Here is a 13,316-nt window from a genome sequence, read left to right on the forward strand (position 1 = left end):
CGTCATCGAGACCTATTACCAAACCAAAACTCCTTATCAAGCTCCCAAAGATATCGCCAATTTGCCAGCCGCACCTACAGGCTACGTGCCTGTTTATACTCAATTGCTGGCGCGTCATGGCTCACGCGGCTTGTCGAGCATCAAATATGACTTGGTGGTATACCGTATGTGGCAACAGGCCAAAGCTGATGGTGCATTGACCGAACTTGGCGAAAAACTTGGCGATGATGTACTTGCTATCATGCAAGCCAATTTCTTTTTGGGACAAAACGTTGATGGTGTGAGCTTTGATGCCAAAAAAGGTGGCTACGGCAACGAAACCCAAGTTGGTATAAACGAGCACACCGAGCTTGCCAAACGCTTACTCAGCCGTTTGCCGACGCTGTGGCAAGATGCTGCCGCGCACAATCGCCGCATCAGCGTCATGTCATCAGGGCAAGACCGTGCCGTCGATAGCGCGTATTTTTTTGCCAAGTCTTTGCAAACTCATGCACCGATGCTTGCTAACTTGGTGTATTACCCACCTGCACCTATGACGAAAACCCAGCAATCCGATGGCGTAAACCGTTATCAGCTGTATTTTCACAAGCTTGAGGATAAATTGGATGGCGTAGAAGCCACCAGCCCACTTTATCCAACTTTTGTTGAAAGCCAAAACTACCAAACGTACAAGAAAAAAGACGCGGATTTAGCCAATACCCAAGCCCAGCTTGCTGCCGACAGCCGTCTAAACGCCGCAGGACGCGTGGTGCTTGAGCAACTATTTAGCAAAACGTTTGTTGATAAAATTGCCGATGGTACGTACCGATTTGCCAACGATGGCTCAATGACGTTTGCTGATGCCAACGGTAAAGAACTCACCTTATCAGGCGACGGCAAAACCAAAATCAACTCTCTTGCTAGCGGTGGACAGATGCTGTATGAGCTCTACAGCATTGCCCCTGCAATGATGAAAGAAACAAACGGTGTGGATTTCTTGGCATATATGCCGCCTGCACAAGCCAAAATCTTTGCCGAATACAACGATGCCAGCGATTTTTATGACAAAGGGCCAGGGTTTACGGACAAAAATCAAATCACCAGCAAGATGGCAAAATACTTGCAAGATGATTTTTTTGCTAGCCTAGATAACGTCGTCAAAGGCGACACCCGTGAGGCGGCAAGATTGCGCTTTGCCCATGCCGAAATTGTTATACCGTTTGCCACCTTACTTGGCGTGAATGGCACAACCGTCACCCAGCCCACAAGCACATTGTACAACTACAGCAACAACCCGTGGCGCGGCGTAAACATCTCGCCAATGGCGGCAAACGTGCAATGGGATTTGTACAAAAATGGCACAGCATACGCCGTGCGTATGTTGTACAACGAAAAACCAACCGCATTTAAGCCTGCATGTGACTACGCCAAACTGACAACCGATAGCAATTTTTATGATTATACCAAATTACGCCAGTGCTACGGTTATCAGTCATTTTAGTTCTCTAAATATTTAAAATAGATTAAAAAATCTGCCATTGAGTGGCAGATTTTTGCTGTTTTGTTCTTCATCAAATATCAAATATGAAAAAACAGGCGGTAAGCCATGCTCACTGCCTGTCTTCTAGCCGTTTTGGCGTTAAACCGTTTGCCGTTGGTTAATGGTCAGCAGGTTGCCCACCTTGCGCGATAATCCACTCGCTGATAGCTTGGGTTTTGGCGGCAAGTTTGGCGGCATCGCCTCGGGTTTCGACGTTTAGGCGCAGCAGCGGCTCGGTGTTGGACGCACGCATGTTAAGCCGCCAATCGGCAAAATCCACCGATAAGCCGTCGATGGTGTTGGTGGTTGCCTCGCCATCGTCAAAGGTGGCGTATTCATCGGCAAGTTTTGCCAACACGTCTTTGGCACTCACACCCGTCAATTTAAAGTTAATCTCACCTGAAATCGGGTACGCGGTAATCATCTCATCAACCAGCGCAGACAATGACTTGCCCGATTTGGACAACAGCTCAATGACCAGTAGCCACGGAATCATGCCGCTGTCACAGTAGTTAAAATCGCGAAAATAATGGTGCGCGGACATCTCACCGCCATACACCGCGTTGTGCTCGCGCATGATTTGTTTGATAAATGAATGCCCCGATTTACTCATCACGGGCACACCGCCTGCCTGTGCGATGATGCTTTCGGTGTTGAGGATATTGCGCGGATCATAGACGATGTTGGCGTGCGGCTCTTTGTCCAAAAATGCCTGCGCCAATACGCCCACCAGATACGTGCCTTCTATAAAGCGTCCATGTTCATCAAAGAAAAAACAGCGGTCAAAGTCACCATCAAACGCAATCGCCAAATCGGCGTGCTCGGCAAGCAGCTTATCGGCGGTGACTTGGCGATTGGCAACAATCATTGGGTTTGGGATACCGTTAGGAAAGCTGCCGTCGGGCGTGTAATTGAGTTTTACCAAACGAATCGGCGCACCTGCCGCGATGAAGCGTTGCTCAATTTGGTCAATGACGGGCGCGGCACTGCCATTGCCGGGATTGACGACGATGGTCAAAGGCTTGAGCGCATTAACATCAATATAGCTTAATAAATGGTCGATGTAGGCGGTTTTGTCGTCGCGCAATTCGTACTGACCGCGCGTGCTGGCGGTGCTGAATTCGCCTGCCTCGGCGATGCGGCGGATATCGGCAAGCCCTGTGTCAGCGCTGATGGGGCGTGAGCCTTCGCGCACCAGTTTGAGCCCGTTGTAATTGATGGGGTTGTGGCTGGCGGTGACTTCAATACCGCCTAGCGTGTCATAGTGACTGGTGGCAAAATACACTTCTTCAGTACCTGTCATGCCCAAATCAATGACATCCACGCCAGCATCCAAAATCCCTGCAATGGCGGCTTGTTTGAGCGCGTTGCTTGATGGGCGCACATCACAGCCGATGACAATGGCATTTTTTGGCGTGGGTTTGGCAGAGTTGCCAGCCGCGTTTTGCGCGTGCGTGTCGGGTTTTAAAAACTGGGCAAATGCTCGCCCAATACGGTAGGCGATATTTTCATCAAGATTCACGCCCAATTCGCCGCGGATATCATAGGCTTTAAACGAGGTGATAGCCAGCGGTTTTAAGTCGCTGGGTTGAAAGTTGTGCGCTTGTGGCGCATCCATCGGGGCGGCAGGTGTAGAACTCATAGATTTTCTCTAAATCAATTACCAGTAAAAAAGTAAGCCATCAGCTATCGCCAAACACATCGCGGCTATAGACTTTGTCTTTGACCGTTGCCAAATCATCGTGCCAACGGTTGGCAACAATCAGCGCGTTATGCGCCAAAAACGCCTCTAAATCGGCAACCACGTCACAGCCTGCAAACGTGGTGTCGCCTTTTGCCGATAAACTTGGCTCATAAATCTGCAGCGGAATGCCGTGCTGCTGCAAAATACCGATGATATCCAAAATTGCCGAATCGCGGAAATTATCGGCATCTTTTTTCATGCTCAAGCGATAAATACCGACGCTGGCAGGCTTTTGTGCGACGATTTGCTGGGCGATGAAGCGTTTGCGCGTGTTATTGGCATCGACCACCGCGTGGATGACGTTGGCTGGGATGCCTGCATAATTGGCTTTAAGCTGCTGGGTGTCTTTGGGCAAGCAGTAGCCACCATAGCCAAACGATGGGTTGTTGTAGTGCAGCCCAATGCGTGGGTCTAGCCCCACGCCTGTGATGATGGCGCGGCTATCGAGCGCGTAGCTTTCGGCAAAGCTGTCAAGCTCATTAAAAAACGCAATGCGCGTGGCAAGGTAGCTGTTGGCAAATAGCTTGACAGCCTCAGCTTCGGTGGTGGGCATAACAAGGCTTGGCGTGTCATGTTCTTGGCTGGCTGTTTGGTACAGGGCGATTAAATTTTGCGCCAATGTGACTTGCTCGGTGTTTTGGATGTCTTGAATGCCAACGATGATCCGTGAAGGGTGCAAATTGTCATACAACGCCTGTCCTTCTCGCAAAAATTCAGGCATAAATAGCACATTGGCAACGTCGCTTGCGATATTGTTGTTAAAGCCAATCGGAATGGTGGATTTAATGACAATCGGCGCGACAGCATTGCTGGCACGTACGCGCGTAATGCTGCTGATCACTGAGGCGGTGTCAAATTTGCCTGTGGCAACGTCATAGTTGGTTGGTGTGGCGATGATGACCAAATCAGCGGCGGTAAAATCCGCGTCATCCAGCAGCACAGCGGTGAGGTTTAGATTGCCTTTGGTCAAAAATTCGCCAATCAACGCGTCTTGAATGGGCGCTTGGTTGTGTTGCAGCAGGCGGACGCGCTCAGCGTTGATGTCTACCAACGTCACACGCGTGGCAAGCTGCGGCTGAGCCAGTAGCACGGCATTCGATAGACCAACATAGCCTGCGCCGATGACGATAATGTGTTGAAACGCGCTGTTAAACGATGGGGCGACATGGGTTTGCGATTGGGACATCATAGCGACAACATGGTGAGGGTTATAAATTCAACTGTTAGCGTGTTGGTTGTTTAGCATCGTAAAGCCAAAAGTAAAGCCTTGTTTTCTTTTTTCGCAATTCTTTTTTTTACAATGGCTAAGCGGATTATCATAGGTTATCTTTATGACAGTTTTTTTATGTCGGCGTTTTTTATTTGCATGGGTTAATTTTACACTGATTGCTGTTGCCATGCGCTGGGTTAAGGGTTTGACAAAAAAACGCAACCAACGTTGAGCCATTTTCACCTATCGCTACAACAACTCAGCACCGCCACTTAAATATGTTAAAATAACAACCTGTTAAAACAGCTAAAAACGAACGGTGGTTGTGACCACTTGTGCCAATCCGCGCAAGGCGTTGAAGCCGTCGTTTTTTCTTGACTTGATTATAACAAAAGGATACGACAATGCAACCAACGGGCGAATTTTCTGATTTAATGGCGTTAATGGCGCGTCTGCGTCGCGAATGCGCGTGGGACAAACAACAAACCAACCAAAGCTTGATTCCGTATGCTATTGAGGAAACTTACGAGCTCATCGAGGCGATTTATGACGGCGACTATGAGGACATTAAGGGCGAATTGGGCGATGTGCTGCTGCAGGTGGTGTTTCATGCCACGCTGTATGCCGAGCAAGGGCAATTCACCATGCGCGATGTCATCTACACCTTGCAAGACAAGCTGATTCGTCGCCATCCGCACGTGTTTGCGCGCGATGTCTTGACCACAGAGGCGCAAGTGGCCGAGCGCTGGCAACAAATCAAGGCGCAAGAAAATGCCGAACGCGCCGCACGGGGCAAGCCACCGCGCCGCGTGCTTGATGTGGTTAAAGCCGCACCTGCCCTACAACAGGCGCAAGCCCTACAAACAGCAGCAGGCAAACTGGGCTTTGACTGGGACAATTTGGATGAGGTGGTGGCAAAACTTGATGAGGAGATCGCCGAGCTTAAAGCGATTTTGCCGCCAAACCTCGCGCATCCGTTAGACAGCCAACTTGACGCTACCACGCGCCATGCCTTGACGCTAGAACTGGGTGATTGTTTTTTTGCGTTGGTTAATATCGCGCGCAAATTGGGCATTGACAGCGAAACCGCCGCGCTTAGCTGCGTGCATAAGTTTAGATCGCGCTTTGGCTATATCGAGGATGCGCTAACGGCACAGGGCAAAACCTTGGATGACACCGACTTGGCAACCATGGACGCGCTATGGCAGCAAGCCAAACAGGCTGAAAACCACTCAAAAAATTTTTAATATTTAAAAATTAATGTTTAAAATTTTTCACAAAATGATAGCCACGCCAAACTTCAGCCGGCGTTTTGCCAGCCATGTGCTTGTGATAAGCCTGCTAAGCGGCGTTGCACTCCCTGCACTTGCCGCTCAATGTGAGCCACATTTGACCCCCGAGCAGGCATTTTTGCAAGTGCGGCCGCCCAAAGGCAGCCAAGGCATGGCACGCTTGTCGGCTCAAGCGGCTGATCCGTTGGCAGACGTGCCGCCAACCATCAATATCAACACCGCCAGTGAAGCCGAATTGGTGCAGCTTGCTGGCATTGGTGCAAGCAAAGCGCAAGCGATTATCCTCTACCGTGAGCAAATCGCGCCATTTGCCAGCGTCGATGACTTGGCACGGGTCAAAGGCATTGGCAAAGCGACGGTGGACAAAAACCGCAGCCGTTTACGTGTACGCTAAGCGTGCGTTAAGCGGTTAAATTTGCTACACTAAGCCATGGTAATCGCACCCGTTGTATTTGTTTGTAACGTCAATGGCAGTTTTGCATGGCAAAAAAATCTTCGTCTTCCTCCTCTGGCTCAACCAGCAACACAGCAACGCCTAAGCGCGGCGCAGGCTTGACGCTTGACCCCAACTTCAACCCCACCCAAGCGCGCAAACATGCCGCCCATGACGCGCGCAAGCTTGGGCTACAACGCGGCGATTTGCCCAATTCTATCAAAGAAGTCATTGCCACGCTGACGCAAGCAGGCTTTGAAGCGTATATCGTTGGCGGTGGGGTGCGTGATTCATTGCTTGGGCTTGCGCCAAAGGATTTTGACGCGGTGACCAACGCCACGCCTGCCCAAATCAAAGACGTATTTGGCAAACGCTGTCGGATTATCGGGCGGCGGTTTTTGCTGTGCCATGTGTATTCAGGGCGCGACATGATTGAGGTGGCGACGTTTCGCGCACCGCCTAGTGACAGCAACCACACCACCCAAGACGGTATGATTGTGCGTGACAATGTGTGGGGCAATATTTTTCAAGACGTGGTACGCCGCGATTTTTCTATCAATGCCCTGTATTATCAGCCGCTTGATGGCGTGGTGTATGATTTTTGTGGAGGGCTTGCCGATATCGAGGCAGGCGTGCTGCGCCTACTGGGCGACACCCAAAAACGCATTGAAGAAGACCCCGTGCGTCTGCTACGCGCGCTGCGGTTCAAGGCAAAACTGGGCTTTGGCTTTGATGCCGCGCTTGAGCGGCAATTTAACAGCAAAAATTGGGCGTTATTGGCACAGGTGTCGCCACACCGCCTATACGATGAAACCCAAAAAATGTTCACAGGTGGCTATCTGCGCGCGCTGTTGCCGCTCCTGTTTGACTATGGCGCGTTGGCGCAGCTATTGTTTTATCCGCCGACCATGCTCACGCCTCTGGTTGAGCAGGTTATGGTCAATACCGACAAGCGCATTGGCAGTGGCAAAAGTATCAACCCTGCGTTTTTTTATGCCGCAATTTTGTGGGAAAACTATTTGTATTTTTTAGAAAAATACAAGAAAAACGCGCCATTTGCTGAAGCGCAAGTGCAAGCTGCCAACAAGGTGCTAGACAAACAACGCTCAATCACCGCCATGCCGAAGTTTGCTGAGCAGTTTATCAAAGATATTTGGCTCATGCAGACACGGCTTGCCAATCCGCGCAAAAAAAACTTGGTCAAACTGTTTGAAAATCCGCGCTTTCGGGCAGCGTTTGACTTTTTGCTGCTGCGTGAACAAGTCGAGGCGCGCAACCGTGCGCTAGCCGAGCAGCACGGGCAAGCGGTGACGCTAGACCTTGAGAGCACCAACGGCATGGGGCATTGGTGGGCGTGGTTTCAGACGCTTGGCAGCAAGCAACAAGCGCAAGCGATTGATGAATTTGATATCCATGCCGTGCGCGCACGCTTTGGTAATATCGTCACCCAAACACGGGACGAAAACACCGACGCGCAAGCTGCCAAACCCGACGCACCTACCACCAATCAAGGCTTAAGCGAACAACAACAACGCGAAAAAGACCAACTGCGTAAGCTATCACTGGCCGATCACGATGCACCAACCACACCTGCCGAACCCCTATGGCAAACCAATCACGCCGATGACTGGCTGTTTGATACCGCAGACGATATAGCAGACATGGACGATGAGCCGCACCCACGCGCGAGCCACTCACAGCGCAATCGCAGCGTCGCCCATGTTGCCAGCGCCAACCTTGCTGGTGCGCGTCTGCCCGACAAGCGTCGCCACCGTGTGCCAAGCTCTGACTTGTCGGTGCTAGAGCGACGGCAGCTGGCGGCGGCACAACAAGCACCCACACCCCAAGCAATCGCTGATACTGCCACGCCCGATCCCAGTTTGGTCGATGTGGATGCGGCCAGCGCGGCAGCCAAACACCCAACCACCGCCATCGAAGTAAGCCAAGCCGATGTCAGCGTAAGCAAACCGCCGCCTAAAGCCAAACGCAGCCGTAAGCCCAAACCTGCTGCCGATGACACCACCGCGCGCGCTTTAGCCGATGCCAGCGCGGATGCCGATAACCCGCCAAAGTCAAAACGCACACGCAAAACCAAAACCGTGCGCGAAAACAGCGAGAGCAGCACCACGACAGACACCGCCCAAACAGACACCACTGACACCAAGCCCACAGCCAAACCCAAACGCGCGCGTAAGCCCAAACCTGCGCCCGATAACGCTGGCAGTGATGTAGCTGCCAGTCTAGCCGATGCCCAAACCGATAGTGCAAGCCAACCGCGGCGGCGGCGCAAAACCACCGAGACACCCACCCATGACTAAGACCAATTGGGTACGCTGCTATATCGGCTTGGGGGGTAACCTTGCCAACGCGCTGGGGAGTCCGCGCGAGCATATTGAGCGTGCGATTGCCGCGTTTGCGCGGTCGGCGGATTTTGACCACGTGGTGGTATCGTCGTTGTATCGTTCGCGCGCGTATGGCGTGACTGACCAGCCCGATTTTATCAACGCGGTGTTACGCGCTGACACCACGCTTGCACCGCTGGCGTTGTTGGATTTTTGCCAAGCCTTGGAGCAAGCGGCAGGGCGCGTGCGTGTGCGGCATTGGGGCGAGCGCAGCTTGGATGTTGATGTCTTGCTGTACGGCGATGCGATCATCGACAACACGCGTTTAACCGTACCCCACGCAGGGCTGTTGGAGCGCAATTTTGTGGTGATACCGCTGCTTGAGCTCGATAAGCATTTAACAATAAATGGGCAAAAGCTACAAGATCTACCAATCGCTGAGTATTGGGACGGGTTAGACATACTGGTTTAATAACACACGAGAAAATTATGAGCTATCTAAGCACCGAGCAAAAACCTATCACCCCCATCACCTTATCCACGCTCAATCAATACAAAGCCCGTGGCGAAACCTTCTCTTGCTTGACCTGCTATGACGCAAGCTTTGCCGCCGCCATGCAACAAGCGCAGATTGACACAATTTTGATTGGTGACAGCCTTGGTATGGTGGTGCAAGGGCATGGCTCAACGCTGCCCGTCACGGTGGCAGATATGGTGTATCACACCCAAAGCGTCGCGCGCGCCAATAGCCATGCGCTGATTTTGTGTGATTTGCCATTTTTGGCGTACGCCACCTTACCCGATGCGATTGCCAATAGCCGTGCCGTCATGCAGGCAGGCGCGCATGTGGTCAAAATCGAAGGCGGCGCAGAGCTTGTGCCTATCGTGCGCGTACTGGCAGACAACGGTGTGCCAACGTGTGTGCATTTGGGTCTAACGCCGCAATCGGTTAATCTGTTTGGTGGCTACAAGGTGCAAGGCAAAACCGACAGCGCGGCGGCAAAATTGCTTGAGGATTGTCGCGCGGTGGTTGAGGCAGGTGCAGCGATATTGCTGCTTGAGTGCGTACCTGCGACGCTTGCTGCCCAAATCACCGCTGAATTTGCCGTGCCTGTGATTGGTATCGGCGCAGGTGCAGATTGTGACGGACAAGTGCTCGTCATGCACGATATGTTGGGTGTGTACACGCGCAAACCTGCCAAATTTGTCAAAGATTTTTTGACCGATGACAGCAACCTGAGCGGCGATATCGTCGGCGCCTTTCGGGCGTATCATCAGGCGGTGAAAAATCGCGCGTTTCCCACCGCTGAGCATAGTTTTTAATTTTGAGGTGTTCATGATGAAAAATTTATTGTTATGCTCATCTTTTGCTGATATAGCTGATCAACTGACCGATTTTTTTGCTATCATCCATGCTAAATCTGTTCAAAACGTTGCATTTATTGAAGTGGCAAGCCATGTCGAATCCTACAAAGACTATATTGAACAGGCGAAAAAGGCTTTTCAGCAACACGGTATCGCTATTGAAATAGTTGATTTTTCTCAGTCTAGCGATAATATGATTCATCAATTACAAAGAAATGATTTAATTTATATCTCTGGTGGTAACACTTTTTATCTGCTTCACATGCTTAATGAAAAGCAGCTAACTAAAGTTATCATCGATTTGATTGATAATGGCAAACCCTATATTGGTGAATCCGCTGGCGCAATCATTTTATCCAAAGACATTGGTTATGTTAAGAATATAGATGATGCAGAAAAAGCACCAAATTTGGCAAATTTTAAAGCACTGGATATTATTGATTTTTATCCCCTACCTCATTTTGATAACCCACCTTTTAGAGCATCTGCTCATCAAATCGTGAATGAATGGCAAGAAAAAATCCCTTTAATGGCCTTTAATAATAATCAGGCTATTTGGGTATTGGGCAAATCAATTATTTTGAAAAATGGACAACCCCATGCAAGTGTTTGACACCACCACCAACCTGCGTCGCCAACTGGCATTACACCGCCATCAGCGTATCGCGCTTGTGCCCACGATGGGTAATTTACACGATGGGCATTTGGCATTGGTACAAGCCGCCAAACAGCATGCCGATGTTGTGGTGGTCAGCATTTTTGTCAATCCAACGCAGTTTGGTGCTGGCGAAGACTTTGACAGCTACCCGCGCACGCTGGCGGCGGATGTGACAAAGCTTAAAACCGTGGCGGCAGATATGGTGTTTGCGCCCAGCGTTGGTGAGATGTACACTCACCTACCGCCATCGGTCAGCGTGTTGGTCGGTGATATCAGCCAAATTTTGTGCGGTCGCACGCGCCCGACGCATTTTGACGGGGTTGGGCTGGTGGTTAGCAAGCTGTTTAACATCGTGCAGCCCGATGTTGCGGTATTTGGCAAAAAGGATTATCAGCAGCTGGCTATCATTCGTCAGTTGGTCGCTGAGCTGAATTTTGACATCGATATCATTGGTGTCGAGGTGCAGCGCGCACCCGATGGGTTGGCATTGTCATCGCGCAATCAGTATTTGACCGCCGATGAACGCGCCCATGCGCCGTATTTGCCGCAGCGTTTGCAACAACTGGCAACACAATTACAATCCGCTGCGTTTGCTGATTTTGCCCAGCTGGTTGATAATACGGTGGCGGATTTGAACGCGTCAGGCTTTCGGGTGGATTACGTCGAGGTGCGCGCGCCGTCGCTTGCTTCTGCCGAGGCGGATAGCGCAGATTTGGTGGTTTTGGCGGCCGCATGGCTGGGCAAAGCGCGTTTGTTGGACAATGTTGAGGTCACGCGCAAGCAGTAATCGACTTGGCTGAGCTCCTGCGCCATTTTTGCATAAGTTTTTAACCAAAAAACAGAACAGGTAATGGTTTGGGGTGCTGTTTTTGGTGTTAGAATGCTTGCCAGATGATTAAAATTTGTCAGCATTTTGCTTGCAGTCGCTCCATTTCAAATCACCTAACATTTCTACCATCGGGCAAAGGTGCTTTATGCCAACTGTGCCACATCAGCCAAACACACCCACTGAGCCAGCCGACGTACATGCGCGCGGCAAACCGCACATACAGACGCAAATCGTCATCGTGTCGGGGCGGTCGGGCTCGGGCAAAACCACGGTGCTGAGCATTTTGGCGGATTTTGGCTATTACACCATTGATAACTTGCCGTTGTCGCTGGTGCCATTGGCGGCGCAAAAACTGGTCAATGACAGCGATATTCACCAATTAGCCTTTGGCATTGATGTGCGTACCCCACAAGCCGATTTGTCAGATTTTGCGCAAGTTTATGCTGACCTTGTGACAAGCTATGGCAAAGGCTGCGTCAAGGTGCTGTATGTCACCGCGCAAGAAAGTGTCTTGGTCGCACGGTTTGATGCCAACCGCCGCGTCCATCCGCTGATGGCAAGCGCGCACAATCTGCCCAATGCCATCCGCACCGAAACCCAGCTGCTTGAGCCCATCGCCCAACTGGCGGATATCCGCATTGATACCAGCACGCTCAACACACACCACCTCAAAGAACGGGTGCGCGAACATCTGGGTGTGGACAATGAGGTCACGGTCAATCTGCTGTCGTTTGGTTTTAAGTACGGCAGCCCGATTGACGCGGATTTTTTGTTTGATGTGCGCATTTTGCCCAATCCGCATTGGCAAGCCGAATTGCAACCCTTGACGGGGCTGGATGCGGCGGTGCAAGCGTTTTTTGCCACTTATCCTGAGGTGGACGCGCTGCGCGATGATATTTTTGCGTTTTTGGCGCGTTGGTTGCCTGAGTTTTTGCACAACAACCGTCACACGGTGACCATCGGCATCGGTTGCACAGGCGGCAAGCACCGTTCGGTGTATATCGCCGAGACGTTGGGCGCGCGCTTGGCGGACACCCTGCCTGCTGGCATGGTGGTGCGCGTCAAGCACCGCGAAAAATCTAAATGGTAATTTTTAACACAATCAAAACATTATGGCTAATCTAAGCAATATCAATTTTGCAGAAATGGACATGGCGGTCAGCCGCACTGAGCAAAAAAAAGCCCACGAACGCTTGCAACAGCTTGCCGAGCCGTTGGCAAACTTGTCCAAAAAACAAATGAAAAACCTGCCTGCCAGTGAGTACTTTGTCGATGAGCTACTGGCGTTGGCGGACATCAGCAGCCACGAGGCGCGTAAACGCCAGACCAAGCGCATTGGTAAGCTGTTGGCAGAAGAAGACCCCCACACATTGGTGGCTTATCTGTTTGGCTGCACGTTTAGCCCCGAGCAGCAAGCCAAAATTGAGGCGTGGCAGACGCGGCTGACCTTACAAGATGACAACACACTCAAGCAATTTAGCAAACAGTTTTTTGCCAGTGAATACAATACCATTAAGCAGTTGCTGATTTGGCTGGCGTATGCCGATTACACCGCCGATAACGAGCTGCGCGAAGAAAGCCTTGCCGATTTGCACACCTATATTCGCCAAGTGGCGATTTTGTCTAAAGATAAATAATTGCTTTTTAAGAAACCTTTGCACGAACAAATGCACAAAAGTTTGTAAAAGTGATATAATACAGTAAAATCAAACAGATGGCAAAAGACACGAATATGGCATGGAAACAAACAGGGCAACTCTCCCTAGCAGACAGTCTCATTAACGCTCACAAAGCCATCGAAGAACTCGATGAACTACATAACCTAATCAACTGGCAAAGTATCGAACACACCCTACGCCATGTCCATAGCAGTGACCGTGGCGAAAGTGCCTTTCACCCTGTCATCATGTTTAAAATCTTACTA

The 13,316-nt window shown here is 50.8% G+C and carries 14 protein-coding genes; 11 read left to right on the top strand and 3 right to left on the bottom strand.

The genetic code is table 11. The features are described 5' to 3' along the window. On the top strand, positions 1-1,480 hold a 1,480-nt coding region (locus tag AC5L4R_RS10030; RefSeq protein ID WP_494478062.1), incomplete at its 5' end, for a histidine-type phosphatase. A 157-nt stretch (positions 1,481-1,637) separates the two neighbouring features. On the opposite strand, the gene AC5L4R_RS10035 is transcribed toward AC5L4R_RS10030, so the two are convergent. From AC5L4R_RS10035 to AC5L4R_RS10045, 3 genes are all read right to left on the bottom strand, one after another. Next, a complete protein-coding gene (locus AC5L4R_RS10035) occupies positions 1,638-3,137 on the bottom strand; it encodes a phosphohexomutase domain-containing protein (protein ID WP_494473749.1) in 1,500 nt (499 codons plus the stop codon). A 64-nt stretch (positions 3,138-3,201) separates the two neighbouring features. Next, positions 3,202-4,452, bottom strand: a complete 1,251-nt coding sequence (locus AC5L4R_RS10040; RefSeq protein WP_494473738.1) for a nucleotide sugar dehydrogenase — start codon at positions 4,450-4,452, stop codon at positions 3,202-3,204. A 27-nt stretch (positions 4,453-4,479) separates the two neighbouring features. After that, entirely contained in the window at positions 4,480-4,710 is a 231-nt protein-coding gene (locus tag AC5L4R_RS10045; RefSeq protein WP_494473739.1) for a hypothetical protein, read from the bottom strand. A 167-nt stretch (positions 4,711-4,877) separates the two neighbouring features. On the opposite strand from AC5L4R_RS10045, the gene mazG reads away from it, so the two are divergent. The 10 genes from mazG to AC5L4R_RS10095 all read left to right on the top strand — a co-directional run. Further along, positions 4,878-5,720, top strand: a complete 843-nt coding sequence (gene mazG / locus AC5L4R_RS10050; RefSeq protein ID WP_494473740.1) for a nucleoside triphosphate pyrophosphohydrolase — start codon at positions 4,878-4,880, stop codon at positions 5,718-5,720. Between the two features lie 13 nt (positions 5,721-5,733). Then, positions 5,734-6,159 (top strand): ComEA family DNA-binding protein, encoded by a 426-nt coding sequence (locus tag AC5L4R_RS10055; RefSeq protein ID WP_494473741.1) that lies wholly within the window; start codon positions 5,734-5,736, stop codon positions 6,157-6,159. Between the two features lie 86 nt (positions 6,160-6,245). Then, positions 6,246-8,516: a polynucleotide adenylyltransferase PcnB gene (gene pcnB, locus AC5L4R_RS10060; RefSeq protein ID WP_494473742.1), complete on the top strand. Its 2,271-nt coding sequence runs from the start codon at positions 6,246-6,248 to the stop codon at positions 8,514-8,516. After that, on the top strand, positions 8,509-9,012 hold the full coding sequence (folK, locus tag AC5L4R_RS10065) for a 2-amino-4-hydroxy-6-hydroxymethyldihydropteridine diphosphokinase (protein ID WP_494473743.1): 504 nt from the start codon (positions 8,509-8,511) through the stop codon (positions 9,010-9,012). Before pcnB ends, folK begins: the two co-directional genes overlap by 8 nt. A gap of 17 nt (positions 9,013-9,029) precedes the next feature. Next, entirely contained in the window at positions 9,030-9,863 is an 834-nt protein-coding gene (gene panB, locus AC5L4R_RS10070) for a 3-methyl-2-oxobutanoate hydroxymethyltransferase (RefSeq protein ID WP_494473744.1), read from the top strand. A gap of 16 nt (positions 9,864-9,879) precedes the next feature. Beyond that, positions 9,880-10,518, top strand: a complete 639-nt coding sequence (locus AC5L4R_RS10075; protein WP_494473745.1) for a Type 1 glutamine amidotransferase-like domain-containing protein — start codon at positions 9,880-9,882, stop codon at positions 10,516-10,518. After that, complete coding sequence (panC, locus tag AC5L4R_RS10080) at positions 10,505-11,350, top strand: pantoate--beta-alanine ligase (RefSeq protein WP_494473746.1); 846 nt, start codon at positions 10,505-10,507, stop codon at positions 11,348-11,350. Before AC5L4R_RS10075 ends, panC begins: the two co-directional genes overlap by 14 nt. Before the next feature lie 187 nt (positions 11,351-11,537). After that, positions 11,538-12,482 carry an RNase adapter RapZ gene (gene rapZ / locus AC5L4R_RS10085; RefSeq protein WP_494473747.1) on the top strand — a complete coding sequence of 315 codons (945 nt, stop codon included), beginning with the start codon at positions 11,538-11,540 and terminating at the stop codon, positions 12,480-12,482. Between the two features lie 22 nt (positions 12,483-12,504). Further along, positions 12,505-13,029, top strand: a complete 525-nt coding sequence (gene yjgA / locus AC5L4R_RS10090) for a ribosome biogenesis factor YjgA (RefSeq protein WP_494473748.1) — start codon at positions 12,505-12,507, stop codon at positions 13,027-13,029. A 95-nt stretch (positions 13,030-13,124) separates the two neighbouring features. Further along, positions 13,125-13,316: transposase (locus AC5L4R_RS10095; protein WP_494472339.1), on the top strand; the 192-nt coding region annotated here is incomplete at its 3' end.

The sequence above is a fragment of the Faucicola sp. SE7633 genome (assembly GCF_059264685.1).

Bases quoted from the DNA above. Each gene is read 5' to 3' on its own strand.
- AC5L4R_RS10035 (WP_494473749.1), bottom strand. From the start codon at position 3,137: ATGGATGCGCCACAAGCGCACAACTTTCAACCCAGCGACTTAAAACCG.
- AC5L4R_RS10040 (WP_494473738.1), bottom strand. From the start codon at position 4,452: ATGATGTCCCAATCGCAAACCCATGTCGCCCCATCGTTTAACAGCGCG.
- AC5L4R_RS10045 (WP_494473739.1), bottom strand. From the start codon at position 4,710: ATGGCTCAACGTTGGTTGCGTTTTTTTGTCAAACCCTTAACCCAGCGC.
- mazG (WP_494473740.1), top strand. From the start codon at position 4,878: ATGCAACCAACGGGCGAATTTTCTGATTTAATGGCGTTAATGGCGCGT.
- AC5L4R_RS10055 (WP_494473741.1), top strand. From the start codon at position 5,734: ATGTTTAAAATTTTTCACAAAATGATAGCCACGCCAAACTTCAGCCGG.
- pcnB (WP_494473742.1), top strand. From the start codon at position 6,246: ATGGCAAAAAAATCTTCGTCTTCCTCCTCTGGCTCAACCAGCAACACA.
- folK (WP_494473743.1), top strand. From the start codon at position 8,509: ATGACTAAGACCAATTGGGTACGCTGCTATATCGGCTTGGGGGGTAAC.
- panB (WP_494473744.1), top strand. From the start codon at position 9,030: ATGAGCTATCTAAGCACCGAGCAAAAACCTATCACCCCCATCACCTTA.
- AC5L4R_RS10075 (WP_494473745.1), top strand. From the start codon at position 9,880: ATGAAAAATTTATTGTTATGCTCATCTTTTGCTGATATAGCTGATCAA.
- panC (WP_494473746.1), top strand. From the start codon at position 10,505: ATGCAAGTGTTTGACACCACCACCAACCTGCGTCGCCAACTGGCATTA.
- rapZ (WP_494473747.1), top strand. From the start codon at position 11,538: ATGCCAACTGTGCCACATCAGCCAAACACACCCACTGAGCCAGCCGAC.
- yjgA (WP_494473748.1), top strand. From the start codon at position 12,505: ATGGCTAATCTAAGCAATATCAATTTTGCAGAAATGGACATGGCGGTC.